Annotated in this window: 24 protein-coding genes, 2 tRNA genes and 1 pseudogene; 22 read left to right on the top strand and 5 right to left on the bottom strand. The window is 68.8% G+C overall.

Annotation, left to right across the window (positions count from 1 at the left end):
- Positions 1–69: 69 nt before the first annotated feature.
- The 7 genes from whiA (at position 70) to ACWIDW_RS03740 (ending at position 5651) form a co-directional block, all read left to right on the top strand.
- Positions 70–1062, top strand: a complete 993-nt coding sequence (gene whiA / locus ACWIDW_RS03770) for a DNA-binding protein WhiA (protein WP_454123052.1) — start codon at positions 70–72, stop codon at positions 1060–1062.
- A 145-nt stretch (positions 1063–1207) separates the two neighbouring features.
- Complete coding sequence (locus tag ACWIDW_RS03765) at positions 1208–1834, top strand: superoxide dismutase (RefSeq protein ID WP_454123050.1); 627 nt, start codon at positions 1208–1210, stop codon at positions 1832–1834.
- A 100-nt stretch (positions 1835–1934) separates the two neighbouring features.
- Entirely contained in the window at positions 1935–2945 is a 1011-nt protein-coding gene (gene gap, locus ACWIDW_RS03760) for a type I glyceraldehyde-3-phosphate dehydrogenase (protein ID WP_454123049.1), read from the top strand.
- Positions 2946–2948: 3 nt separating this feature from the next.
- Complete coding sequence (locus tag ACWIDW_RS03755) at positions 2949–4163, top strand: phosphoglycerate kinase (protein ID WP_454123047.1); 1215 nt, start codon at positions 2949–2951, stop codon at positions 4161–4163.
- Complete coding sequence (tpiA, locus tag ACWIDW_RS03750; RefSeq protein ID WP_454123045.1) at positions 4154–4966, top strand: triose-phosphate isomerase; 813 nt, start codon at positions 4154–4156, stop codon at positions 4964–4966. The genes ACWIDW_RS03755 and tpiA overlap by 10 nt, the downstream gene beginning before the upstream one ends.
- 80 nt (positions 4967–5046) lie before the next feature.
- Positions 5047–5295 carry a preprotein translocase subunit SecG gene (gene secG, locus ACWIDW_RS03745; protein ID WP_071643096.1) on the top strand — a complete coding sequence of 83 codons (249 nt, stop codon included), beginning with the start codon at positions 5047–5049 and terminating at the stop codon, positions 5293–5295.
- Positions 5295–5651 carry an RNA polymerase-binding protein RbpA gene (locus ACWIDW_RS03740; protein WP_454123044.1) on the top strand — a complete coding sequence of 119 codons (357 nt, stop codon included), beginning with the start codon at positions 5295–5297 and terminating at the stop codon, positions 5649–5651. The genes secG and ACWIDW_RS03740 overlap by 1 nt, the downstream gene beginning before the upstream one ends.
- Before the next feature lie 119 nt (positions 5652–5770).
- Here the strand turns inward: ACWIDW_RS03740 and ACWIDW_RS03735 are convergent.
- Positions 5771–5841 (bottom strand) — tRNA-Gly (locus ACWIDW_RS03735).
- 126 nt (positions 5842–5967) lie between these two features.
- Between ACWIDW_RS03735 and ACWIDW_RS03730 the strand changes: the two genes are divergently transcribed.
- The 5 genes and pseudogenes from ACWIDW_RS03730 (at position 5968) to ACWIDW_RS03710 (ending at position 9510) form a co-directional block, all read left to right on the top strand.
- A tRNA-Pro gene (locus ACWIDW_RS03730) sits at positions 5968–6044 on the top strand.
- Positions 6045–6102: 58 nt separating this feature from the next.
- Positions 6103–7590, top strand: a complete 1488-nt coding sequence (tig, locus tag ACWIDW_RS03725; RefSeq protein ID WP_454123043.1) for a trigger factor — start codon at positions 6103–6105, stop codon at positions 7588–7590.
- A 67-nt stretch (positions 7591–7657) separates the two neighbouring features.
- Positions 7658–8161, top strand: a complete 504-nt coding sequence (locus ACWIDW_RS03720; RefSeq protein WP_454123041.1) for a tetratricopeptide repeat protein — start codon at positions 7658–7660, stop codon at positions 8159–8161.
- 89 nt (positions 8162–8250) lie between these two features.
- Positions 8251–8853: pseudogene (locus ACWIDW_RS03715) on the top strand (ATP-dependent Clp protease proteolytic subunit); the annotation flags it as partial.
- A gap of 15 nt (positions 8854–8868) precedes the next feature.
- A complete protein-coding gene (locus ACWIDW_RS03710; protein WP_452321206.1) occupies positions 8869–9510 on the top strand; it encodes an ATP-dependent Clp protease proteolytic subunit in 642 nt (213 codons plus the stop codon).
- A 160-nt stretch (positions 9511–9670) separates the two neighbouring features.
- On the opposite strand, the gene ACWIDW_RS03705 is transcribed toward ACWIDW_RS03710, so the two are convergent.
- Positions 9671–11125, bottom strand: a complete 1455-nt coding sequence (locus ACWIDW_RS03705; RefSeq protein WP_454123039.1) for a DUF222 domain-containing protein — start codon at positions 11123–11125, stop codon at positions 9671–9673.
- 276 nt (positions 11126–11401) lie between these two features.
- Between ACWIDW_RS03705 and ACWIDW_RS03700 the strand changes: the two genes are divergently transcribed.
- The 6 genes from ACWIDW_RS03700 to ACWIDW_RS03675 all read left to right on the top strand — a co-directional run bounded on the left by ACWIDW_RS03700 (position 11402) and on the right by ACWIDW_RS03675 (position 17605).
- Entirely contained in the window at positions 11402–12337 is a 936-nt protein-coding gene (locus ACWIDW_RS03700; protein ID WP_454123037.1) for a sugar-binding transcriptional regulator, read from the top strand.
- Positions 12334–13335: a deoxyribose-phosphate aldolase gene (gene deoC, locus ACWIDW_RS03695; RefSeq protein WP_454123035.1), complete on the top strand. Its 1002-nt coding sequence runs from the start codon at positions 12334–12336 to the stop codon at positions 13333–13335. Before ACWIDW_RS03700 ends, deoC begins: the two co-directional genes overlap by 4 nt.
- A gap of 14 nt (positions 13336–13349) precedes the next feature.
- Positions 13350–14792 carry an aldehyde dehydrogenase family protein gene (locus ACWIDW_RS03690; RefSeq protein ID WP_454123033.1) on the top strand — a complete coding sequence of 481 codons (1443 nt, stop codon included), beginning with the start codon at positions 13350–13352 and terminating at the stop codon, positions 14790–14792.
- Positions 14789–15640, top strand: coding sequence for an aldehyde dehydrogenase family protein (locus tag ACWIDW_RS03685; RefSeq protein WP_454123031.1), 852 nt, complete (start codon positions 14789–14791; stop codon positions 15638–15640). Before ACWIDW_RS03690 ends, ACWIDW_RS03685 begins: the two co-directional genes overlap by 4 nt.
- Positions 15641–15779: 139 nt before the next feature.
- Complete coding sequence (gene clpX, locus ACWIDW_RS03680) at positions 15780–17048, top strand: ATP-dependent Clp protease ATP-binding subunit ClpX (protein ID WP_452321204.1); 1269 nt, start codon at positions 15780–15782, stop codon at positions 17046–17048.
- A 5-nt stretch (positions 17049–17053) separates the two neighbouring features.
- Positions 17054–17605: an NUDIX hydrolase gene (locus tag ACWIDW_RS03675; RefSeq protein WP_454123029.1), complete on the top strand. Its 552-nt coding sequence runs from the start codon at positions 17054–17056 to the stop codon at positions 17603–17605.
- 60 nt (positions 17606–17665) lie between these two features.
- Here ACWIDW_RS03675 and ACWIDW_RS03670 read toward each other — a convergent pair whose 3' ends face one another.
- Positions 17666–19717 carry a M3 family metallopeptidase gene (locus ACWIDW_RS03670; protein WP_454123028.1) on the bottom strand — a complete coding sequence of 684 codons (2052 nt, stop codon included), beginning with the start codon at positions 19715–19717 and terminating at the stop codon, positions 17666–17668.
- Positions 19718–19740: 23 nt separating this feature from the next.
- Positions 19741–20649, bottom strand: a complete 909-nt coding sequence (locus tag ACWIDW_RS03665; protein ID WP_454123026.1) for a LysR family transcriptional regulator — start codon at positions 20647–20649, stop codon at positions 19741–19743.
- An 86-nt stretch (positions 20650–20735) separates the two neighbouring features.
- Here ACWIDW_RS03665 and tdh point away from each other — a divergent pair, with 86 nt between their 5' ends.
- From tdh to ACWIDW_RS03645, 4 genes are all read left to right on the top strand, one after another.
- Positions 20736–21779 carry an L-threonine 3-dehydrogenase gene (gene tdh / locus ACWIDW_RS03660; RefSeq protein WP_454123024.1) on the top strand — a complete coding sequence of 348 codons (1044 nt, stop codon included), beginning with the start codon at positions 20736–20738 and terminating at the stop codon, positions 21777–21779.
- Between the two features lie 37 nt (positions 21780–21816).
- Positions 21817–22995, top strand: coding sequence for a glycine C-acetyltransferase (locus ACWIDW_RS03655; protein ID WP_454123022.1), 1179 nt, complete (start codon positions 21817–21819; stop codon positions 22993–22995).
- 91 nt (positions 22996–23086) lie between these two features.
- Complete coding sequence (locus ACWIDW_RS03650) at positions 23087–23698, top strand: ArsR/SmtB family transcription factor (RefSeq protein WP_454123021.1); 612 nt, start codon at positions 23087–23089, stop codon at positions 23696–23698.
- A gap of 2 nt (positions 23699–23700) precedes the next feature.
- Positions 23701–23919: a hypothetical protein gene (locus ACWIDW_RS03645; protein ID WP_454123019.1), complete on the top strand. Its 219-nt coding sequence runs from the start codon at positions 23701–23703 to the stop codon at positions 23917–23919.
- A gap of 30 nt (positions 23920–23949) precedes the next feature.
- Here ACWIDW_RS03645 and ACWIDW_RS03640 read toward each other — a convergent pair whose 3' ends face one another.
- Positions 23950–24186 (bottom strand): hypothetical protein, encoded by a 237-nt coding sequence (locus ACWIDW_RS03640; RefSeq protein ID WP_454123017.1) that lies wholly within the window; start codon positions 24184–24186, stop codon positions 23950–23952.

The following is a 24186-nucleotide window of genomic DNA, read 5'->3' as shown; positions in this document are numbered from 1 at the left end:
GCGCGGCCTCCGGGCCTTGTAGGCTAGTCCCTTGCGTCGCGATCCGACGCCTGGATCATGAGGAGTCCCGTGGCACTAACCACCGACGTCAAGGCCGAGCTCGTCAGCGTGCGCAACGCACCCCCGACGGTGCGCGTCGCTGAGGTGACGACCATCCTGCGTTTCGCGGGCGGTCTGCACTCCATCGCCGGTCGCGTCGCTGTCGAGGCCGAGGTGGATGCCGAGCTGCTGGCCCGTCGGGTCAGCCGCGACCTCGCCGAGATCTACGGCGTGCGTCCCGAGATCGCGCAGGTCAAGGCCAGCGTCGCGAGCACGAGCGGATCCACGAGCGGCGCCCGCTGGGCGGTCCGCGTCATCGCAGCGGGGGAGACCCTGGCGCGCCAGACCGGTCTGCTCGACGCGCGGCGCCGTCCGGTGCGCGGCCTGCCCAACCGCCTCACCACCGGCTCCCCCGAAGAGCTCGCCGGCATCTGGCGCGGGGCTTTCCTGGCATCCGGATCCCTCAGCGAACCCGGACGATCGGCCATGCTCGAGATCTCGTGCCCGTCGGGCGAGGCGGCGATGGCGCTCGTCGGCGCCGCGCATCGCCTCGGCATCGCGGCGAAGGCCCGCGAGGTGCGCGGTCTGCCGCGCGTGGTCGTGCGCGAAGGTGAGGCGATCCGCGCCATCCTCACCGCGATGGGCGCTCGCCGCACGGCCGTCGCGTGGGAGGAGATGCGCCAGCGCCGCGAGGTGCGCGCAGGCGTGAACCGCCTCGTCAACTTCGACGACGCCAACCTGCGTCGATCGGCGCAGGCTGCCGTGGCCGCATGTGCTCGCGTGGAGCGCGCGCTGGAGATTCTGGGCGACGACGTGCCCGAGCACCTGCGCACCGCGGGAAGCCTCAGGCTCGCGCATCGCGACGCGAGCCTCGACGAGCTGGGCCACCACGCCGACCCGCCGCTCACCAAGGACGCCGTCGCCGGTCGCATCCGACGACTGCTCGCGATGGCCGACAAGCGGGCTCAGCAGGAGGGCATCCCCGGCACCGAGGCCGCCGTGCCCGTCGGTCTCGACGGCTGAAGTCGTGGCGAGTCCGTCATTCGGAACATCCGGCCGCCCGCGGCGTTGTCGTCAGTAGGATGAAAAACGTCTGCTCTGCGAGGCACTTCGGCGTCGCAGAGGATCGGCAAGCGCCGTGGCGCGGCGCGGATTGGATGAAATCGACATGGCGACCTACACGCTCCCCGACCTTCCCTACGACTTCGCGGCACTGGAACCGCACATCAGCGGCAAGATCATGGAACTGCACCATGACAAGCACCACGCCGCATACGTCGCCGGTGCCAACGCGGCACTCGACGGCCTGGCCGAGGCCCGCGAGAGCGGCAACCTCGCAAACGTGAACAAGCTCGAGAAGGACCTCGCGTTCAACCTCGGCGGTCACGTCAACCACTCGATCTTCTGGACCAACCTCTCGCCCGAGGGCGGCGGACAGCCCGAAGGCGAGCTCAAGGCCGCGATCGACGAGTTCTTCGGCTCGTTCGAGAAGTTCCAGGCGCACTTCGCCGCAGCCGCGGCCGGCATCCAGGGCTCGGGCTGGGCGGTGCTCAGCTGGGACCCGATCGGTGCGCGCCTGATCATCCAGCAGCTGTTCGACCAGCAGGGCAACACCGCGCAGGGCACCATCCCGCTGTTCCAGCTCGACATGTGGGAGCACGCCTTCTACCTCGACTACCTCAACGTGAAGGCCGACTACATCAAGGCCGCGTGGAACATCGCGAACTGGGAGAACGTGGCGTCACGCTTCGAGATCGCACGCGAGAAGACCTCCGGTCTGCTGGTACTGTCGTGAAAGACCGGCGTCCTAATGGGCGCTCGGCCCATTAGGACGCCGTTGTCCGTGCATTCCGTAAGAATTACGCATTTCCCCGAGTAAGAACCAGGAGACTTTCGTGTCTGTCAAGATCGGTATCAACGGCTTCGGTCGTATCGGACGTAACTTCCTTCGTGCGGCGCTCGCACAGAACGCTGACATCGAGATCGTCGCGGTCAACGACCTCACGGACAACGCCGCACTGGCGCACCTGCTCAAGTACGACTCGGTCGGCGGGCCGCTCGGTGTCGAGGTCACCCACAAGGGCGACGTCATCACCGTGGGTGGCAAGGACATCAAGGTGTTCGAGGAGCGCGACCCCGCTGCCCTGCCGTGGGGCGAGCTCGGCGTCGACATCGTCATCGAGTCGACCGGTCGCTTCACCAAGGCCGCCGACGCCGCGAAGCACATCGCCGGCGGTGCCAAGAAGGTCATCATCTCGGCGCCCGGCACCGATGTCGACGGCACGTTCGTGATGGGCGTGAACGAAGACACCTACGACTCTGCCACGATGAACATCATCTCGAACGCCTCGTGCACCACCAACTGCCTCGCGCCGCTGGCCAAGGTCTTCAACGACAAGTTCGGCATCGAGCGCGGCTTCATGATGACCGCGCACGCCTACACTGCAGACCAGAACCTGCAGGACGGCCCGCACAGCGACCTGCGCCGTGCCCGTGCCGCCGCGGTCAACATCGTTCCCGCATCGACCGGTGCAGCCAAGGCGATCGGCCTCGTGCTTCCCGAGCTCAACGGCAAGCTCAGCGGCTCGTCGTATCGCGTGCCGGTTCCCACCGGCTCGATCGTCGACCTCACGATCATCGCCGAGCGCGACGGCCTCACGGTCGACGAGATCAACGCCGCGTACCGCGAGGCCGCAGCCGAGGGGCGCCTGCAGGGCATCCTGGAGTACACCGAGGACCCGATCGTCTCGAGCGACATCCAGCTGAACCCGCACTCGTCGATCTTCGACGCGGAGCTGACCAACGTCAGCGGCAACCTGGTCAAGGTCTCGAGCTGGTACGACAACGAGTGGGGCTACTCCAACCGTCTCGTCGACCTCACCGAGTACGTCGCCGAGCGTCTCTGAGTCATGGCGCTGCGCACTCTCGAGTCACTGGGGTCCCTGGCGGGCAAGCGGGTCATCGTCCGCTGCGACCTGAACGTCCCGCTGAAGGACGGCGTCATCACCGACGACGGTCGCGTCCGGGCCTCGCTGCCCACCCTCACGGCGCTCACCGCTGCCGGCGCACGCGTGATCGTGTGCTCGCACCTGGGGCGGCCTGACGGCGCGCCCGACCCCCAGTACAGCCTCGAGCCGGTCGCGCAGCGACTGTCGGAGCTGCTCGACCGGCCTGTCGCCTTCGCGACGGACACCGTGGGCGACTCCGCACGCGAGATCGTGGCAGGTCTCGAGGACGGCGCGATCGCCGTCCTCGAGAACCTGCGGTTCAACCCCGGTGAGACCTCGAAGGACGACGCCGCCCGCGGCGCGTTCGCGGGCCAGCTCGCCGAACTCGGCGACGCCCTCGTCTCGGACGGGTTCGGGGTCGTGCACCGCAAGCAGGCCAGCGTCTACGACCTGGCCGAGCGCCTGCCGTCGGCCGCGGGACTGCTGATCGCCGCCGAGCTGGACGTGCTCGACCGGCTCACCGAGAACCCCGAGCGCCCGTACACGGTCGTGCTCGGCGGATCGAAGGTGAGCGACAAGCTCGGCGTGATCTCCCACCTGCTGCCGCGCGTCGATCGGCTGCTCATCGGCGGCGGGATGCTCTTCACCTTCCTCGCCGCTGAGGGCCACCCGGTGGCCTCCAGCCTGCTCGAGAAGGATCAGCTCGACACCGTGCGCGGCTACATCGCCGAGGCGAAGCAGCGCGGCGTCGAGCTCGTGCTGCCGACCGACGTCGTGGTCGCCTCCGGGTTCGCCGCCGACGCGGAACACGAGACCGTCGCTGCGGATGCCATCGAGCAGAGCCCGTTCGGAGCATCCGGAATCGGACTCGACATCGGGCCTGACACGGCGGCGGCGTTCGCTGAGGCCGTCCGCGGCTCGAAGACCGTCTTCTGGAACGGCCCGATGGGCGTGTTCGAGTTCCCGGCCTTCGCGGCAGGGACGGAGGCCGTCGCGCAGGCGCTCACCGAGATCGACGGTCTCGGCGTGGTCGGCGGCGGGGATTCTGCGGCCGCCGTGCGTCAGCTCGGATTCTCGGACGATCAGTTCGGACACATCTCGACGGGCGGAGGCGCCAGCCTCGAGTTCCTCGAGGGCAAGAAGCTACCGGGCCTCACGGTCCTCGGATGGGAGTGAACCCTGTGACCAGCGCGCAGAACCGCCGCACCCCGCTCATCGCGGGCAACTGGAAGATGAACCTCGATCACCTGCAGGCGGTCGCGACCGTGCAGAAGCTGCACTGGACGCTGAAGGACGCCGGGCACGAGGGCGACTCCGTCGAGGTGGCGGTGTTCCCGCCGTTCACCGACATCCGCAGCGTGCAGACGCTCATCGACGCCGACAAGATCCCGTTCGCGCTCGGCGCGCAGGATCTCTCAGCACACGACTCCGGCGCGTACACCGGAGAGGTGTCGGGCGCATTCCTGTCGAAGCTCAGCGTCGGATACGTGATCATCGGCCACTCCGAGCGTCGCGAGTACCACCGCGAGGACGACGCTCTCGTGAACGCCAAGGTGAAGGCCGCGCTGAGGCACGGCCTCGTCCCGGTGATCTGCGTGGGCGAGACCGCCGAGGACCTCGAGAAGTTCGGTGCCAGCGCGGTGCCGGCCGGCCAGCTCGAGAAGGCGCTCGAGGGCGTTCCCGCGTCGGCGGACATCGTCGTGGCGTACGAACCGGTCTGGGCGATCGGCTCGGGTCAGGCGGCTACTCCTGCCCAGGCGCAGGATGTCTGCGCCGCGCTGCGCGGCGTGCTCGCCACGGTGCTCGACGAGGACGCGGCTGCTCGCACTCGCGTGCTCTACGGGGGATCGGTCAAGTCGGGCAACATCGCCAGCTTCATGCGCGAGCCCGACGTCGACGGCGCGCTGGTGGGCGGCGCGAGCCTCGTCGTGGACGAGTTCGCGGCGATCGTGCGCTTCCAGAAGCACGTCGGCGTGTGAGTCGGGACGGGGCGCGCGAGCGCCTCGTCCTATAATTGACCGCTAGACGGGCATTCCGGCCCCGGCGAAAGGCTTTCCTCGTGCAGGTTCTCGAGTTCGTTCTGCAGGTGCTCACTGGCGTGACCAGTGTGCTGCTGACGCTCCTCATTCTTCTTCACAAGGGCCGCGGTGGCGGCCTGTCCGACATGTTCGGCGGGGGGATGTCGGCTGCGGTCGGCTCATCCGGTCTCGCCGAGCGCAACCTCAACCGATTCACGATCGTGCTCGCCCTGATCTGGTTCATCTCGATCGTCGCGCTCGGTCTCATCACGAAGTTCCAGGTGATCTGATGGCTACCGGAGGAAACGCGATCCGCGGCACACGTGTCGGCTCGGGTCCCATGGGAGAGCAGGACCACGGCTACCACGCCGACCGCATCCCCGTGTCGTACTGGGACGGACTCGGCAACGAGACCGTGCGCTACTTCGCGGCCGGTCTTCCCGATGAGGAGATCCCCGAGACCATCGACCACCCGCAGAGCGGCCTGCCCGCAGGGCGCGATCGGCAGAACCCGCCGATGCTCGCCAAGCCGGAGCCGTACAAGACGCACCTGGCGTACGTGAAGGAGCGCCGCACCGACGAAGAGGCGAAGCAGCTTCTCGAGGACGCCCTCACGCAGCTGCGCGAGCGCCGCGGCGGCAACTGAGAGTCGACGTCAAGAACCCCCGGAGTCACCGACTCCGGGGGTTCTTCACGTCACGCGAGCACAGTGCCGGACGCACGCGAAGAAGGCCCCCACCGTGAGGTGGGGGCCTTCTTCAGAAGAGGGGATGACGGGAATCGAACCCGCGTCATTAGTTTGGAAGACTAAGGCTTTACCATTAAGCTACATCCCCGGAATTCCGGCGGTGTCTCGCCTCTCAGGCGCCCGCTGAGCGGAGCACCTCGTAAAGCATAGCGGACGGAGCCACGTGTTCCGTCCGTTAGACTCGTCAGGGCCGTTCCCGTGCGCGGGTTCAAGCCGGGGCGTAGCTCAGCTTGGTAGAGCGCCCGCTTTGGGAGCGGGAGGTCGCAGGTTCAAATCCTGTCGCCCCGACCACGGTCGAAGACTTCACGACCGCGTCGTCAACGCGGAAACCACAAGGAGACACATCAGCATGGCCAACAGCACCGTCGAGAAGCTGTCCCCGACCCGGGTCAAGCTCACCATCACGGTCACCCCTGAGGACCTCAAGCCCAGCATCGCCCACGCCTACGAGCACATCGCTCAGGACGTGCAGATCCCCGGCTTCCGAAAGGGCAAGGTCCCGGCTCCGATCATCGACCAGCGCGTCGGCCGCGGCGCCGTCATCGAGCACGCCGTGAACGAGGCCCTCGACGGCTTCTTCCGCGAGGCCGCGGCCGAGCACAACGTGCGCATCGTCGGCCGTCCGGCCGCCGACATCACGCAGTGGCCGAACGAGAAGGACTTCTCGGGTGACCTGCTCGTCGACATCGAGGTCGATGTGCGCCCCGAGATCGAGCTTCCCGAGCTCTCCGAGATCACCCTCACCGTCGACGCCGTCGAGGCCGACGAGGCCGCGATCGACGCCGAGCTCGACAGCCTGCGCGCGCGCTTCGGCACCCTGATCCCCGTCGATCGTCCCGCCGCCACCGGCGACTTCGTCGAGCTCGATCTCGTCGCCACCATCGACGGCGCCGAGATCGACCGTGCCGAGGGCGTGTCGTACGAGATCGGCTCCGGCGAGCTGCTCGAGGGCATCGACGAGGCGCTCGACTCGCTCACCGCGGGCGAGGAGACCACGTTCCGCTCTGCTCTCGTGGGCGGCGATCACGCCGGCGAGCAGGCCGAGGTGTCGGTCACGCTCAAGGCTGTCAAGGAGCGCGAGCTGCCCGAGGCCGACGACGACTTCGCTCAGATGGCGTCGGAGTTCGACACGGTCGCCGAGCTGCGCGACAGCCTCGCCGAGCGCGTTGCACAGCAGGGCGTCTTCACCCAGGGTGCCGCCGCTCGCGACCAGCTCATCGAGACGCTCCTCGAGCAGGTCGAGATCCCCGTTCCGGCGCAGCTCATCGAGGACGAGGTGCACGCGCACCTCGAGAACGAGAACCGCCTCGAGGACGACGAGCACCGTGCCGAGGTCGCCGAGGCCAGCGAGAAGCAGTTCCGCACGCAGGTGCTGCTCGACACGATCGCCGAGAACGCGAACGTGCAGGTCTCGCAGGAGGAGCTCAGCCAGTACCTCATCCAGTCGGCCGCGCAGTACGGCATGGCTCCGCAGGAGTTCGTCGAGGCGCTGCAGGGCGCAGGCCAGCTGCCCGCCCTGGTCGGCGAGGTCGCCCGCAACAAGGCGCTGGCGGCGACCCTCGGCAAGGTGAACATCGTCGACAGCAACGGCAAGAAGGTCGACTTGTCGGAGTTCATCGGCGACGCCGAGGACGACGACGCGGCTGCGGCTGAGGCTGAGGCTGAGGCTGAGGCTGAGTCTGTCGAGGACAAGCCCGCGAAGAATAAGGCTCCCGCGAAGAAGAAGGCTCCGGCCGAGAAGGACGCCGACGCCGAGGGTGACGCAGAGAAGCCCGCGAAGAAGGCTCCGGCCAAGAAGGCAGCTGCGAAGAAGGACGAGGCCGAGAAGGCCGAGTGATCATCGCATGATCGAACGAAGGGCGGATGCTGCGGCATCCGCCCTTCGGCGTATGAGGAGAGACGACATGGATCATCTGCCCGACCAGTGGCAGTCGCGCGTCGACGCGGTGTGGGACGACGACGCCCTGGACGACCGAGAGCGCATCGCCCGGATCGACGAGATCGCCGCGGAGCTCGACGCAGGGCATCCGGTCGCACTGTTCGAACGCGCCGGTGCGCGCGACAGCGCGGGGGAGGAGGAGGCGGCCGAGCCGCTCTATCGGGCCGCGCTCGACGCCGGCCTGGATCCCGATCGGCGCACGCAGGCGGTCATCCAGCTCGCCAGCACCATCCGCAACCTCGGCAGAGTCGACGAGTCGCTCGCGCTGCTGGCCGACGAGTACGAGCGCACGCGCGGACAGGCACTGGCCGACGAGGCGGCGGCGTTCTACGCCCTCGCGCTGGTCTCGTCGGGTGACGCGACGCGCGGGGCATCCATCGCCCTGACCGCCCTCGCCCCGCATCTGAACCGCTACACGCGTTCGGTGACCGGGTACGCCGCCGAGCTGCTCGAGGGGCCGAGGGCATGAGCGCCGTCCCGCCACGCTGATATGCCGACGGCGAACACGGCCGGGGGCGCACGCCGCCGCCGGTAGATTCGAACCACCGACACACGGAAACAGGAGCTGACATGGCTGAACCCCTGATGGCGACGAGCGTCTTCGACAGACTGCTCAAGGACCGCATCATCTGGCTGGGCTCTGAGGTGCGCGACGAGAACGCGAACGAGATCTGCGCGAAGATCCTCCTTCTCGCCGCCGAGGACTCGGAGAAGGACATCTACCTCTACATCAACTCTCCCGGTGGGTCGATCACCGCGGGCATGGCGATCTACGACACCATGCAGTTCGTGCCCAACGACATCGTCACGGTCGGCATCGGCATGGCGGCCTCGATGGGCCAGCTGCTGCTGACCAGCGGTACCAAGGGCAAGCGCTACATCACCCCCAACGCCCGCGTGCTTCTGCACCAGCCGCACGGCGGCTTCGGCGGAACCGCGAGCGACATCCAGACCCAGGCGCAGCTGATCCTGTCGATGAAGCGCCGCCTGGCCGAGATCACGGCGGGTCAGACCGGCAAGACGGTCGAGCAGATCAACGAGGACGGCGATCGGGACCGCTGGTTCACCGCCGACGAGGCCCTCGAGTACGGCTTCGTCGATCACATCCGCGAGCACGCCAGCGACGTCACCGGCGGCGGCGGCACCGGCGCAGACCAGTAAGGAAGGCACACACACATGCACACACCCACCTTCCGCGCTGCCGGAAACCTGCCCTCCAGCCGCTACGTGCTGCCCCAGTTCGAAGAGCGCACGGCCTACGGCTTCAAGCGCCAGGACCCGTACAACAAGCTGTTCGAAGACCGCGTGATCTTCCTCGGCGTGCAGGTCGACGACGCCTCGGCCGACGACGTCATGGCACAGCTGCTCGTGCTCGAGAGCCAGGACGCCGAGCGCGACATCACCATGTACATCAACTCGCCGGGCGGATCGTTCACGGCGATGACGGCGATCTACGACACCATGCAGTACGTCGCGCCGCACATCCAGACGGTCGTTCTCGGACAGGCCGCCTCCGCGGCATCCGTTCTGCTCGCCGCGGGAACCCCGGGCAAGCGACTTGCCCTGCCCAACGCCCGCGTGCTCATGCACCAGCCGGCGATGGGCGAGGCCGGCCACGGCCAGGCATCCGACATCGAGATCCAGGCAGCCGAGATCCTGCGCATGCGCACCTGGCTCGAGGAGACCATGGCTCACCACACCGGCAAGGCGGTCGAGCAGGTCAACCGCGACATCGACCGCGACAAGATCCTGTCGGCGAGCGAGGCGCTCGAGTACGGCATCGTCGATCAGGTGCTCACCTCGCGCAAGCGCGCCTGAGCCGCTTCACTGACGCCCCCTCCGGCCGTCGCCCTCCCACGCAGACTCCGCTCTGCGGACGGGTGGCGACCGGAGGGGGCGTCGACGCTTGTCCGGAGTCGTAGGGAACTGGCGGCCGGGCAGAACGCCGGGTCACGTCCGGCCCGGGTGTGGCGCCGGCTCAGATCTGCAGCACGGCGGTGCGCCGTCGTCGCGTGTGCAGGGTGGACAGTTTCGGGGTGCGCCACTTCTGCTCGGCATCCCACCAGGCCGGGCCGCGGATCTGCGGGAGACCGTTGTTCATGCGGATCTGCCACCCGGATTGGCCGAGGGATCGGTGGTGCCACCAGCAGAGGGGCACGCCGTTGTCGGTATGCGTCGGGCCGCCCCGGGCGTGCTCGACGACGTGGTGGATCTCGCACCAGGTCGCGGGGACGTGGCATCCGGGGATCAGGCATTCCCGGTCTCTGGCGACGATGGCGCGTCGTTGGTGAACGGTGAACACGCGGTCGGTGGTGGTGATGCCGATGATGCGGCCTTCGTCGAACAGCACGCGCTGGATGGCTCCGGTGCAGGCGGTGTGGGTCGCGACGTGTAGCGGAACGGCGGTCTCGGATCCGGGGAGGGTTGCCCAGCCGGTGCCGGCTGCGAGGTCTGCGGCGTCGACGTGCACGACGAGGGTGGGGGCGGCACCGCCGAGGGAGGGCGTCTCGCTGTGTCGGGCGGCGATCCCGAGGGCGGCGGCGAGGGCGTCGTGTCGCTTCTGGGCGGGGGTGCGCGGATCGATGACCTTGCGCGGATCGCTGTTGAACTCGTCATCGCTGCCGGGCTCGTCGTCGAAGGTGGACCGGACGCCGGTGTCGGGAGCACCGCCGACCTTGGGGTTGTTGTAGGCGTCGTCGATGAGCTGGAACTGCGCGGCCAGCTCGGGGGTGAGGTGTCCCCGCACGGGGTGGAGACCGTCGCGCACCCGGCCGATCGTGAACCCTCGGCGCGCCTGCGCGCGCTCGTCCGACGGTTCGGCGCCGTCTGGGTCGAGAGCGATCGCGAGAGCCGACGCGAACTGCTTCAGCTCTTCCGCCGACGCCCGGGGCGCGTGCCCGCGATCACCGTGGTCGACGTCGTCGTGGTCGTCGTGGTCGTCGGGGAGGTCGTCGCCGCGGGCGAACGCGGCGAGGTTCGCGTCGGCCCACATCCGCTGCTCGACCGTGATCCGATCCCGCGCACGCTCCAGCGGCGCGACGGACGCGAGCAGACCAGCGACGCCGACGGCACCGTCGAGCAGCGCCTCGCGCATGGCGGGCCAGCGGGCCGGCATCCGCTCCCCCGACACGAGACTGATCTCGCGTTGCACGGCCTCGGCTGCCCGAATGATCCGCGCCGCGGTGGGCACGTCGACCAGCGCTGCACGGCGGAGCATCTCGTTCATTCCCCGGCATCCGAACCGATGCCCGAAGTCCACATCAGCGGTGGCGACGGTCTCGACGATGCCCGCGTCTGCCAGCCGGGAGATCTCTCCGAGCCCGGCCAGCGCCTCCGTACGCTCCGGGTCGGACAGCCCCGCAAGAGCGTCGCTCGACAGCAGATCGCGCAGGCCGGCGGCGACCTGAGCAAGAGCATCGGCGGGGCTGTTCATACCTCCATTCTGACGAAGGCCACCGACATTCGCGGGCTCGGTTTCCCCAGATCAGAAAACGTTTCGGGACGAGTTCTCCGGGCGCCCGGCCCGCGCCGCGAGACTTGCCTTCCAGCACGAGACAGCGCTCCGCACGGGCCGTCTCGTGCTGGAACAGAAGTCTCGCGGGTGGCGGCGACAGCGAATGCGCGGCGGGACAGCCTCACCGTGCTCATCTGAGCACCAGTGCGCGCGGCTGACGGTCGCCTCATAAGCTGGATGCGGAAGGAGGATGCCGTGGACGACGAACTGCTGATGGTGCGTGTCGCCGAGCTCTCGTACGACGAGAACAAGACGCAGGACGAGATCGGCGCCCTCCTCGGCATCTCCCGCTGGAAGGTCGGCCGTCTGCTCGTGCAGGCCAGGGAACGCGGCATCGTGCGCATCGAGATCGTGCACCCCCGCGCCCGGCGACTCGGTCTGGAGCGAGAGCTGATCGAGCGGTTCAGGCTTCGGGATGCCGTGGTCGTGCCCGCACCGGACGATCAGGACCTCGTTCTCGAGCGCGTCGCACGTGCGGCCGCCGACATGCTGACCGCCCTGCGCCCCGTGCCGCGCACCCTCGCCGTGAGCTGGGGGCGCACTCTCACCGCCATCGCCGACGCGCTGCCGGAGGGGTGGACGCACGGCGTCACCGTGGTGCAGGCCAACGGGGGAGTGAGCCTGAACCGTCGAGCCGGCGGCGCAGCATCCGTCGCCGCCACGATCGCCCACCGCGGAAACGGACAGGCGATGCTGCTGCCGAGCCCCGCGATCCTCGAGCGCGTCGAGACCAAGCAGGCCATCGAATCCGACCGCACGGTCGCCGCGATACTCGAGCAGGCTGCGGCCGCCAACACGTTCCTGTTCACCGCCGGACCCGCCGATGCGGGATCCGCGCACGTCGAGAACGGGTATCTCACCCCCGACGACATCGCCGAGCTCGTCCGACGCGGCGCCGTCGGCGATCTGCTCGGCCGGTACATCGACGCGGACGGCAACATCGTCGATCCGCAGCTCGACGCACGAACCGTCGGCGTCGCGCTCGAGCGACTGCGAGCCGCACCCCGATCCATCTTCGTCACAGCCGGTGCCGCCAAGCACGACATCGCGCGTACAGTCGTGAGCACCGGCCTGTGCAGCATCGTGGTGACCGACGAATCCACCGCCCGTGAACTCCTGGAGGACAAGTGACGACAACAGAACTGGCTCGCCGCAGCGCGGTCGATGTGCTGGGCGGTGAGCCCGACGACCAGACCCTGCGGCGCTTCCTGCACGGCCTGCCCGGCGTCGACGCCGTCGGCCTCGAGCAGCGTGCGGCCGGCCTCGGGACCCGGTCGATCAAGACCACCTCGAAGGCGTGGGCGCTCGACAAGATCATCTCGCTGATCGACCTGACCACGCTCGAGGGCGCCGACACCGCCGGCAAGGTGCGCTCGCTGGTCGCCAAGGCGAAGACGCCGGATGCCGCTGACCCGAGCACCCCACTGGTCGCCGCCGTCTGCGTGTACGGCGACATGGTCGGGCACGCCGTCGACGCGCTCGGTGCGCTGCACGGCGACCCCGACGACGGACGCATCTCGGTCGCCGCCGTCGCGACGGCCTTTCCCTCGGGGCGGTCGTCGCTCGAGATCAAGCTGGCCGACACGGCGGATGCCGTCGCCGCGGGCGCCGACGAGATCGACATGGTCATCGACCGCGGTGCGTTCCTCGAGGGACGCTACGGGTTCGTGTTCGACCAGATCGCCCAGGTCAAGGAGGCCTGCCGCCGTGAGGACGGCAGCTACGCCTCGCTCAAGGTCATCATGGAGACCGGCGAGCTGAACACGTACGACAACATCAAGCGCGCGTCGTGGCTGTCGATCCTCGCCGGCGGCGACTTCATCAAGACCTCCACCGGCAAGGTGCAGCCCGCGGCCACCCTGCCGACCACGCTGCTCATGCTCGAGACCGTGCGCGACTGGCATCGCGCCACGGGCCAGAGGATCGGCGTGAAGCCGGCCGGCGGCATCCGCTCGTCGAAGGACGCCATCAAGTACCTCGTCACGGTCGCCGAGACGGCAGGGGAGGAGTGGCTGCAGCCGCACCTGTTCCGCTTCGGCGCCTCGAGCCTGCTCAACGACGTGCTGCTGCAGCGTCAGAAGCTCATCTCCGGACACTACTCCGGACCCGACTACGTCACCATCGACTGACAGGAAGAGTGCACATGTCATTCCTGGAATACGCTCCGGCTCCCGAGTCGAAGGCGATCCTGAACCTCAAGGACAGCTACGGTCTGTTCATCGACGGCGAGTTCGTCGACGGCACCGGCGACAGCTTCCACACCATCTCACCCGCCGATGAGAGCCGCATCGCCGAGATCTCCACGGCGTCCGACGACGACGTCGACCGGGCGGTCACGGCAGCCCGGCGCGCGCACGACAAGGTGTGGTCGAAGATGAGCGGCCGCGACCGCGGCAAGTATCTCTTCCGCATCGCGCGCCTCGTGCAGGAGCGTGCCCGCGAGCTGGCCGTCGCCGAGAGCCTCGACAACGGCAAGCCGATCAAGGAGAGCCGCGACGTCGATGTGCCGCTGGTGGCATCGTGGTTCTTCTACTACGCAGGCTGGGCCGACAAGCTCGACTACGCGGGCCTCGGCGCGAATCCGCGTGCACTGGGCGTCGCCGCGCAGGTGATCCCGTGGAACTTCCCGCTGCTCATGCTCGCGTGGAAGGTCGCCCCGGCTCTCGCCGCCGGAAACACCGTAGTGCTCAAGCCTGCCGAGACGACCCCCCTCACCGCGCTGATCTTCGCCGAGATCCTGCAGCAGGCGGGCCTCCCCGCCGGCGTGGTCAACATCGTCACCGGCGCGGGTGCGACGGGAGCGACCCTGGTCAGGCACCCGGACGTCGACAAGGTGGCCTTCACCGGCTCGACAGGTGTCGGTCGCGAGATCGCCAAGGCCATCGCAGGCACCGACAAGAAGGTCACCCTGGAGCTGGGCGGCAAGGCTGCGAACATCGTGTTCGACGACGCGCCGATCGACCAGGCGGTCGAGGGCATCGTGAACGGGATCTTCTTCAACCAGGGGCACGTGTGCTGCGCGGGCAGCCGCCTGCTCGTGCAGGAGTCGATCCACGACGAGGTCATCGACCGGCTCAAGCACCGTCTGTCGACGCTGCGTCTGGGTGATCCGCTCGACAAGAACACCGACATCGGCGCGATCAACTCCGCCGCGCAGCTCGCGCGCATCCGCGAGCTCAGCGACATCGGCGAGGCCGAAGGCGCCGAGCGCTGGACGGCGGACTGCGCGATCCCGGAGAAGGGCTTCTGGTTCGCCCCGACGATCTTCACCGGCGTCGAGGCCTCGCACCGCATCGCCCGTGACGAGGTCTTCGGGCCCGTGCTGTCGGTGCTGACCTTCCGCACCCCGGCCGAGGCGATCGCCAAGGCCAACAACACCCCCTACGGACTGTCGGCCGGCATCTGGAGCGACAAGGGCTCGAGGATCCTGGCCGTCGCCGACCGGCTGCGTGCCGGAGTGGTGTGGGCGAACACCTTCAACCGATTCGACCCGTCGAGCCCGTTCGGCGGCTACAAGGAGTCCGGTTACGGCCGCGAGGGCGGCCGCCACGGCCTGACCGCGTACCTGAAGGGAGCCTCGGCATGAGCAAGCGCCTCACTGTTCCGAAGACGTACAAGCTGGCGATCGGCGGCGCGTTCCCGCGCAGCGAGTCCGGGCGCACCTACGAGGTCGTCTCGGCGAAGGGCGCCTTCCTCGCGAACGCCGCGAAGGCATCGCGGAAGGACGCCAGAGACGCAGTCGTCGCCGCGCGCGCCGCGGTGAAGGGCTGGTCGGGTGCCACGGCGTACAACCGCGGCCAGGTGCTGTACCGCGTCGCGGAGATCCTCGAAGGCCGCCGTGCGCAGTTCATCGACGAGATCGTCGACCAGGAGGGCCTGTCCGCGGGCGCGGCCGGCGCACAGGTCGACGCGGCCATCGACATGTGGGTCTGGTACGCCGGCTGGTGCGACAAGTACGCACAGGTGGCCGGAAACGCGAACCCGGTGTCGGGGCCGTACTTCAACATCTCGGTGCCCGAGCCGACCGGCGTGGTCGCGACGATCGCGCCGCAGGACTCCGCGCTGCTCGGCCTCGTCTCGGCCATCGCGCCGGCGCTCGTCACCGGCAACACGGTCGTCGTCGTGGCGAGCGAGCGGTACCCGCTGTCGGCCATCAGCCTGGCCGAGGTGCTCGCGACCAGCGATGTGCCGGGCGGCGTGGTCAACGTGCTCACCGGATCGCCGGCCGAGATCGCCCCGTGGCTGGCATCCCACGCCGACGTCAACGCGCTCGACCTCACCGGCGCCGGCTCTCTGGACTGGGTCGACCTCGAGATCGCCGCGGCCGACACGCTCAAGCGCGTGCTGCGTCCCGGCGGGCCGGAGGCCACGCTCGACCGGATCACCGCGTTCACAGAGACGAAGACGGTGTGGCACACCAAGTCGATGGTGTGACCGGCAGCATCTGACACGGGACCCGACTCCGCCGACGGCGGAGCCGGGTCCCGTGTCATCCGCCCGTCAATGCGGCCCGACGTCGGAGCCAGCGGTTACGCTCGAAGGACGATCTCTCATTCCCCCGAGGAGGACGCGCATGGCACGCATCGGTGAAAGCGCTGATCTGTTCAAATGCTCTTTCTGCGGCAAGAGCCAGAAGCAGGTGCAGCAGCTCATCGCCGGTCCCGGCGTCTACATCTGCGACGAGTGCGTCGAGCTGTGCAACGAGATCATCGAAGAGCGCATGGCCGAGGCCGGCACCGGCCCGGTGGCCGACTTCGAGCTGCCGAAGCCCCGAGAGATCTTCTCGTTCCTCGAGGAGTACGTGGTGGGCCAGGAGCCGGCGAAGCGCTCGCTCGCCGTGGCCGTGTACAACCACTACAAGCGCGTGCGTGCCCGGGGCACGATCCAGTCCGCCGAGCAGAAGGCGGAGGAGGTCGAGGTCGCGAAGAGCAACATCCTCATGCTCGGCCCGACCGGCTGCGGCAAGACGTATCTCGCGCAGACGCTCGCCAAGCGCCTGAACGTGCCGTTCGCGGTCGCCGATGCGACGGCTCTCACCGAGGCCGGCTACGTCGGCGAGGATGTCGAGAACATCCTGCTCAAGCTGCTGCAGGCGGCCGACTACGACACCAAGCGCGCCGAGACGGGCATCATCTACATCGACGAGATCGACAAGATCGCCCGCAAGGCCGAGAACCCCTCGATCACCCGCGACGTCTCGGGTGAGGGCGTGCAGCAGGCGCTGCTGAAGATCCTCGAGGGCACGGTCGCCTCGGTTCCGCCGCAGGGCGGGCGCAAGCACCCGCACCAGGAGTTCCTGCAGATCGACACGACGAACGTGCTGTTCATCGTCGCCGGCGCCTTCGCCGGGCTGGAGGAGATCATCTCGGCCCGCGTCGGCAAGCACGGCGTCGGCTTCGGCGCTCCGCTGCACGACAAGGGCAAGGACCTCGACCTGTTCAGCGAGGTGCTGCCCGAGGACCTGCACAAGTTCGGGCTCATCCCCGAGTTCATCGGCCGTCTGCCGGTCGTCACCTCGGTGTCGCCGCTCGATCAGGATGCCCTGGTCGACATCCTCACCGGGCCCCGCAACGCGCTCGTGAAGCAGTATCAGCGCATGTTCGACATCGACGGCGTGCAGCTGGAGTTCGAGGATGACGCACTGCGTTCCATCGCCGACCTCGCCGTGCTGCGCAAGACCGGCGCGCGCGGCCTCCGTGCGATCCTCGAAGACGTGCTGGGCCCGATCATGTTCGAGATCCCGTCGGCGGAGGATGTGTCGAAGGTCGTGGTCACGAAGGCCGCGGTCGAGGACGGCGCCCCTCCGACGGTCGTCCTTTCGCGCAAGCGCAAGAGCGCCTGAGCGGCGTGACAGACGAGCACCCGCAGGCCTGGCGGGTCGCCGACAGCACGCAGATCGTCAAAGATCGCTGGATCGACCTGCGCGCCGACATGTGCGTGGACGGTCGAGGCCGCACCATCGCGCCCTACTACGTCCTGAACCCGGCCGACTGGATCACCGTTCTCGCCGTCGACGAGTCGGGTCAGGCGATCGTGGTCGAGGAGTACCGTCACGGTGCCGGCATCGTCGCGATCGGACTGGTAGGCGGCGCGGTCGACGAGGGGGAGAGCCCCAGGGATGCCGCGCTGCGCGAACTGCGGGAAGAGACGGGCTATGTCGCCGGCGAGATGATCGACCTCGGCTCGACCTGGGCGAACTGGGGAAACCACACCAACCGGTCGCACCACTTCCTCGCGCGGGGCTGCCGCCGGGTCGCCGCGCAGTCGCTCGACGACAGCGAGATCATCACCGTGCACCTGGAGCCGGTCGACTCCCTCGGCGATCGACTCGAGCAGAGCTACCACCTGCTCACCTGGATGAAGGCGATGCCGCGGCTGCACGCGGCTGCAGCCGACTGAGCAGGGCATCGCCGGGGTCGTGCATCTTTCCGAAGTGCGGCCGCAGCCGGCGCCGGGCCCTCAGCCCTCGAGTCCGCGGCGCTTCAGCAGCGGGGCGATCTCGGCATCCCGACCGCGGAAGTCGCGGTAGGCCTCCAGCGGATCCTTCGAGCCGCCCACGCCGAGCAGGCGCGAGCGGAAGCGGTCACCGTTCTCGCGCGTGAGTCCGCCGTTCTCGCGGAACCACTCCACGGTGTCGGCGTCGAGCACCTCGCTCCAGATGTACGAGTAGTACCCGGCGCTGTAGCCGCCTGAGAAGACGTGCGCGAAGTACGCCGACGAGTAGCGGGTGGGCACGACGGGGTTGAGCAGCCCCACATCGGCCAGCGCCGCGCGTTCGAACTCCGCGACGTCAGCCACTGCTGAGCCGGCACCGACCCGGTGCCAGGCCTGGTCGAGCCAGGCTGCCGCCAGGTACTCGCTGGTCGCGTGGCCCTGGTCGAACGTCTCCGAGGCGCGCAGCCGCTCGACGATGCCGGCGTCGAGCGGCTCGCCGGTCTCGTGGTGACGTGCATAGCTGCTCAGCACCTCGTGCCACAGGATCCACATCTCGTTGACCTGACTGGGGAACTCGACGAAGTCGCGGAACACGTTCGTCCCCGAGAAGTGCGGGTAGGTGACGCGAGCGAACAGCCCGTGCAGCGCATGGCCGAACTCGTGGAACAGCGTGGTGACCTCGTCGAGGGTCAGCAGGGTGGGCATCCCGTCGGCGGGGCGTGAGACGTTGAGGTTGTTCGCGACCACCGGCAGGGTGCCGCGCAGAGCCGACTCGCTGACGATCGGGTTCATCCACGCACCGCCGCGCTTGGTGTCGCGGGTGTACAGGTCGAGCACGTAGAGCCCGACCGCCGAACCGTCTTCATCGTGCACCTCGAAGACCCGCGCATCCGGATGGTACGACGACAGATCCGAGCGCTCGGTGAAGGTGATGCCGTACAGCTTCGTCGCGGCGAAGAAGACTCCGTCGCAAAGCACCCGCTCTGCCTCGAAGTACCCTCGAAGCTCGGCCGTGTCGATGTCGAAACGGGCCTGACGCACCTTCTCGGTGTAGAAGGCCCAGTCGTGGGCCGCGAGGGTGAACGGCTCGGCCTCGTTCTCGTCGATGATCTGCTGCAGCGCCGCGCCCTCGCGCTGCGCGTTGCGAGCCGCCGGAACGGCCAGCTCCCGCAGCATCCGCTCCACCGCCTCCGGGGTGCCCGCCGTCTCGTCGGCCGTGATGTACGCGGCGTGCGATGGGTATCCCAGCAGCGCGGCCCGCTCGGCGCGGAGCGCGACGATCTCGGTGAGCACCGCGCGGTTGTCGTTCTCGTTCCCGCGTGCGGCACGGGCGAGCGACGCCTGCATGATGCGGCGGCGGCTCTCGCGCACGGTGAGGGATGCCAGGTACGGATGCCCGCTGAACAGCGGCAGCGACACGAGGTACCTGCCCTCGAAGCCGCGCTCGGCAGCGGCGCGGGCGGTGGCGCTGAGCTCACCCGCGGAGAGGCCGTCGAGCTCTGCGGCGTCGTCGAAGATCACCGCGAGATCGTTCGTGTCGCTCAGCAGGTTCTTCTCGAACGTCGTGCTGAGGGTCGACAGGCGCTGGTTCAGCGCGGTCAGCCGCGCCTTCGACTCGTCGTCGAGCGCCGCACCCGCATGCGTCATCTCGCGGAAGTGCCGCTGCACGAGGTAACGCTGCTCGTCGGCGAGGTCGAGCCTGTCGAGCATCGCGTGCAGCTGCGCCACCCGCCCGTACAGCGCGCCGTCGAGGCGGATCGCGTCGTCGTGCGCGGCCATCAGCGGGGCGAGCTGCTCATCGATCTGCTGGATCTCGGGCGTCGCATCCGCTGAGCTGACGGTGTAGAAGGCGTGGGCGACCCGATCCAGCGTCTCGCCGCTGCGCTCCAGCGCCTCGATGGTGTTCTCGAAGGTCGGCATCGAGCGCACCACGGTGATGGCCCGCACCTCGGTGAGGTGCTCGTCGAACGCCGCCGCGAATGCCGGCAGGTAGTGCTCGGGCCGGATGGCCGCGTAGTCCGGCATCCCGTAGGGGAGCGTCGACGGGGACAGCAGCGGATTCGAGGCCTGGGTCATGAGGCGAGTCTATGATCACACCATCAGCGGCTGAGCCGGCCCATTACTCGCTGCAGTCCTTCGACGACCAGCCGGACGCTGCGTCGGCGCAGGGTCTCGGGGCGGGCCAGCACGTCGATCAGCCGATGCGTGCTCACACCCAGCAGGGGGATCCGCACGATCTCGCTGTCGTCGACGCTGCGTGAGGTGAACCGGGGGAGCAGCCCGACCACGTCGCCCGCGGCGACGGCGGCGGCCACCGCCCCGTAGTCGTTGATGCGATGCTGCACCCGCGGAGCGACGTTCGCCACGGCGGCGATCGCCCCCAGCACGTCGTCGGGCGAGTAGCCGATCCGGCTCGTCACCCAGCGCTCGGCGGCGATGTCCGACGGTGACACCGACGAGCGATCGGCGAGCGGATGCGACGTCGCGACCGCCACGTCGAGCGGTTCGCGCACCAGGGTCAGACTGCGCACGCCCTGCGACGGCCAGGGTTCGGAATGCTCCATGCGATGCGCGAGCACGAGGTCGTACCGTGCGGTGAGCGCGGGGAACTCGCTCTGCGCGACGTCCTCGTCGGTCAGCTGCACGGTCGGCGAGTAGTCGCTCTCGGCGAGGTCGCGCAGCAGCGCACCGAACAGAGCCTGACCGGCGCTGTGGAATCCGCTCACCGTGACCACCCCCGCGGCATCCTGCTCGAACGCCTCCAGCGCCCCGCGGGCGGCGGCCATGGCGTCGAGTGCGGCGCCGCCCGCCTCGGCGAGAACCCGACCCGCAGCGGTCAGCACGAGGGTGCGCCCCTGGCGGCGGGTCAGCGGCGTGCGCACGCCGCGCTGCAGCGCGGCGAGCTGCTGCGAGACAGCCGACGGCGTGACGCGCAGCGCATCGGCCACGGCGGTGACGCTGCCGAGGGCGCCGAGCTCGCGCAGGATCTGCAGCTGATGGAGTTCCACGCCCCCATCCTAGTTTCAGCAGAACTTAACGAACCGTGCAGAAAGACGTCGTTGCTCTACAAGGTCGAGTGGAGTGAGATCGAAGCATGAAGGCACTGTTCAAGAGCGCGCCGCGCGCCGGCTTCGAGCTCGTCGACCGACCCGATCCGGTGGCGGGCGCCGGCGAGGTCGTCATCCGCGTGCTGCGCGCGGGCATCTGCGGCACGGATCTGCACATCCACCGCTGGGACGACTGGGCCGCGTCCGCGGTCCAGACGCCGCTGATCCCCGGGCACGAGTTCTACGGCGAGGTCGTCGAGGTCGGCGACATGGTGCACGACATCTCGATCGGCGACCGTGTGTCGGGCGAGGGGCACATCGTGTGCGGCACGTGCCGCAACTGCCGCGCGGGACGCCGGCAGATGTGCATCCGCACCATCGGCCTCGGCCTGCAGCGCGACGGCGCCTTCGCCGAGTACCTCTCCCTTCCCGCCACCAACGTCTGGGTGCATCACGACGACGTGACGCCCGAGCTCGGCGCGATCTTCGATCCGCTCGGCAACGCCGTGCACACCGCGCTGATGTACCGGGTGATCGGCGAGGACGTGCTGATCACGGGATGCGGCCCGATCGGCCTCATGTCGATCGCGGTCGCCCGCCACGCCGGCGCGCGGTTCATCGTCGCGACCGACGTCAGTGCGCCGCGGCTGGAGATGGCGACGCAGATGGGCGCCGACGCGGTCGTCGACGTCTCGCGCCAGGACATCCGCGAGGCGCAGCGTGCGCTCGGAATGCGCGAGGGCTTCGACATCGGGTTCGAGATGAGCGGCGCGCCCGCGGCGCTTCCGGCCATGATCGACAACATGAACCACGGCGGTCAGATCGCCATGCTCGGACTTCCCAGCGCGGGCTTCGACATCGACTGGGGCAAGCTCGTCACCCACATGCTCACGATCAAGGGCGTCTACGGGCGCGAGATGTTCGAGACCTGGAACGCCATGGGCGCCATGCTGCAGACCAGCGCGACCCTGCGCGAATCGATCACCCGCGTGATCGCCGACGTGATCCCCGCACGGGATTGGGAGCGCGGCTTCGCCGCCGCCGAGTCGGCCGGCACGGGCAAGATCATCCTCGACTGGACCGAGCTGTGAGAACCGAGCTGTGAGAACCGAGCTGTAAGGAGCTGTCATGTACGCGACATTCAAGGATCACCTGCAGGCCGAGCTCGCCGGCATCGAGGAGGCGGGACTCACCAAGCGGGAGCGCGGCATCAGCGGACCGCAGAAGGCCGAGATCGTCACGGGCGGGCAGGAGGTGCTCAACTTCTGCGCGAACAACTATCTGGGCCTGGCCGACGACCCGCGCATCCTCGACGCCGCCCGCCGCGCCCTCGACGAGTGGGGATACGGCCTGGCGAGCGTGCGCTTCATCTGCGGAACGCAGGAGCAGCATCTCGAGCTCGAGCGGCGCCTCGCCGCCTTCCTCGGCACCGACGACGCGATCCTGTACTCCTCGTGCTTCGACGCGAACGGCGGCGTCTTCGAGACGCTGTTCACCGCCGACGACGCGATCATCTCGGACGAGCTGAACCACGCCTCGATCATCGACGGCATCCGGCTGTCGAAGGCGCGCCGGCTGCGCTACCGCAACCGCGACATGGCCGATCTCGAGGAGCAGCTGACCGCCGCGGCGGATGCCCGATTCCGCGTCATCGTCACCGACGGCGTCTTCTCGATGGACGGCTACATCGCCCCGCTGCGGGAGATCTGCGACCTCGCCGAGCGCCACGACGCCCTGGTGTTCGTCGACGACTCGCACGCGGTGGGCTTCGTCGGCGAGAACGGCCGGGGCACGCCCGAGCTGTGCGGCGTCGCGGACCGAGTCGACATCTACACCGGCACGTTCGGCAAGGCGCTCGGCGGCGCCTCCGGCGGCTATGTCGCCGCGCACCGCGACATCGTCGCGCTGCTGCGCCAGCGCTCGCGGCCGTATCTCTTCTCGAACACCCTGGCGCCGGCGATCGTCGCGGGCACGCTGACCGCGCTCGATCTCGTCGAGGGCTCGGCGGATCTGCGCGCGCGGCTGACCGGGAACGCCGAGCTGTTCCGCCGCCGGATGACCGAGAAGGGCTTCGACCTGCTGCCGGGCGAGCACCCGATCGTGCCGGTGATGTTCGGCGATGCCGCGCTCACCGCGCGCATCGCCGACGAGATGCAGCGCCAGGGCGTGTACGTGACGGCCTTCAGCTTCCCCGTGGTGCCGCGCGGCAAGGCGCGCATCCGCGTGCAGCTCTCCGCGGCGCACACCGTCGAGCAGGTCGAGCGCTGCGTGGCCGCCTTCGTCGCGGCGCGGGCGGCGGTCAGCTGACCGCGCCGGGCTAGTAGCGCCGGCGCCGGCGCGACCATCGGATGCAAAGAAACCCTTGCAAAGGTTTATTTGCAAGAGTATCTTTGCATCCATGACCACCAACGACGCTCCGGGCCGCACCCTCGAACCGAGTGCGCTGAAAGCCCTCGCGCATCCGCTGCGGGTGCGGATCTACGACCTGCTCAGCGAGCGCGGTCCGCAGACCGCCAGCACTCTGGCGGCACTGATCGGCGAGACCTCGGGTGCGACGAGCTACCACCTGCGCGCTCTGGCCGCGCACGACCTCATCCGGGAGGTGCCGGACCGCGGCACGGCTCGTGAGCGGTGGTGGGAGCGGCCCAAGGGGCGCATCAACATGCCGGGACCCGCAGAGGCGATGTCTCCGTCGAACCGCGCTGCGGCCCAGATCGTCACGACGGAGTTCCTCCGCCTGCGTCATCAGACGCTGATGGACTACGTCAATCGTCCCGAGTCCGAGCAGCCCGAGGGATGGCGGGATGCCGGCCTCATCATGACCACCACGCTCGACATCACGGCCGAGCAGATGGCCGCGCTGCAGCAGGAGCTCACCGCAGTCGTCGATGCGGCGGTCGAGCGCTATCGCGGGCAGGAATCGCTGCCCGGAACCCGGCGCGTGTCGCTGCGCGCCGAGGTCTTCGATCTTCCCGTGGCGAACAGCCGCGGCACGATGAACCAGGAGTGACCATGTCCACAGCGACTCTTCGCCTCGTCTCGCCCACACCGTTCGAGCGTCTGCTGCAGCAGATCGCCGCAGCGCTCACCCGTCACGTCGAGCGGCGCATCGCCGCTCGAGCCGAGCGCCGCGAGCTCGCGCTCGACCTGCTTCGTCAGCAGCAGACCAGACGTCACGACCCGCGCGAGGTCGACCACCTTCTCGCGACGCTCGGGATCACGCACCGCTGATCCCGCCCCTGAGATGGCGGGAGAGGAGAGTCAGTCTTCGAAGGGGCGGGCGACGACCTCGCCGGATGCGGTGAGGAAGACCTCCCACCCGGCATCCAGTTCCGCGATCGGGCGTCCCTCGAGCCAGGTGAGGGTCCAGTGGCCCTTCGACAGGCTCAGGGACCCATTCGGCAGCTGCGCCTCGACCTCGGCGATCGCCGGGCGCAGCGCTTCGGGGACGGAGTCCGGCGGCTGGGTGCCGGCCTCCCACCTCGTGCCGAGCTGCAT

The sequence above is a fragment of the Microbacterium sp. NPDC055312 genome (assembly GCF_053645675.1).
This window is presented reverse-complemented; position numbering and strand designations above follow the sequence as displayed.

What these genes read in the sequence shown, in the direction of transcription:
- ACWIDW_RS03765 (WP_454123050.1), top strand. Translation starts at nt 1,208, where the DNA reads ATGGCGACCTACACGCTCCCCGACCTTCCCTACGACTTCGCGGCACTG.
- ACWIDW_RS03755 (WP_454123047.1), top strand. Translation starts at nt 2,949, where the DNA reads ATGGCGCTGCGCACTCTCGAGTCACTGGGGTCCCTGGCGGGCAAGCGG.
- tpiA (WP_454123045.1), top strand. Translation starts at nt 4,154, where the DNA reads ATGGGAGTGAACCCTGTGACCAGCGCGCAGAACCGCCGCACCCCGCTC.
- ACWIDW_RS03740 (WP_454123044.1), top strand. Translation starts at nt 5,295, where the DNA reads ATGGCTACCGGAGGAAACGCGATCCGCGGCACACGTGTCGGCTCGGGT.
- tig (WP_454123043.1), top strand. Translation starts at nt 6,103, where the DNA reads ATGGCCAACAGCACCGTCGAGAAGCTGTCCCCGACCCGGGTCAAGCTC.
- ACWIDW_RS03720 (WP_454123041.1), top strand. Translation starts at nt 7,658, where the DNA reads ATGGATCATCTGCCCGACCAGTGGCAGTCGCGCGTCGACGCGGTGTGG.
- ACWIDW_RS03710 (WP_452321206.1), top strand. Translation starts at nt 8,869, where the DNA reads ATGCACACACCCACCTTCCGCGCTGCCGGAAACCTGCCCTCCAGCCGC.
- ACWIDW_RS03705 (WP_454123039.1), bottom strand. Translation starts at nt 11,125, where the DNA reads ATGAACAGCCCCGCCGATGCTCTTGCTCAGGTCGCCGCCGGCCTGCGC.
- ACWIDW_RS03690 (WP_454123033.1), top strand. Translation starts at nt 13,350, where the DNA reads ATGTCATTCCTGGAATACGCTCCGGCTCCCGAGTCGAAGGCGATCCTG.
- ACWIDW_RS03685 (WP_454123031.1), top strand. Translation starts at nt 14,789, where the DNA reads ATGAGCAAGCGCCTCACTGTTCCGAAGACGTACAAGCTGGCGATCGGC.
- clpX (WP_452321204.1), top strand. Translation starts at nt 15,780, where the DNA reads ATGGCACGCATCGGTGAAAGCGCTGATCTGTTCAAATGCTCTTTCTGC.
- ACWIDW_RS03670 (WP_454123028.1), bottom strand. Translation starts at nt 19,717, where the DNA reads ATGACCCAGGCCTCGAATCCGCTGCTGTCCCCGTCGACGCTCCCCTAC.
- tdh (WP_454123024.1), top strand. Translation starts at nt 20,736, where the DNA reads ATGAAGGCACTGTTCAAGAGCGCGCCGCGCGCCGGCTTCGAGCTCGTC.
- ACWIDW_RS03655 (WP_454123022.1), top strand. Translation starts at nt 21,817, where the DNA reads ATGTACGCGACATTCAAGGATCACCTGCAGGCCGAGCTCGCCGGCATC.
- ACWIDW_RS03650 (WP_454123021.1), top strand. Translation starts at nt 23,087, where the DNA reads ATGACCACCAACGACGCTCCGGGCCGCACCCTCGAACCGAGTGCGCTG.
- ACWIDW_RS03645 (WP_454123019.1), top strand. Translation starts at nt 23,701, where the DNA reads ATGTCCACAGCGACTCTTCGCCTCGTCTCGCCCACACCGTTCGAGCGT.
- ACWIDW_RS03640 (WP_454123017.1), bottom strand. Translation starts at nt 24,186, where the DNA reads ATGCAGCTCGGCACGAGGTGGGAGGCCGGCACCCAGCCGCCGGACTCC.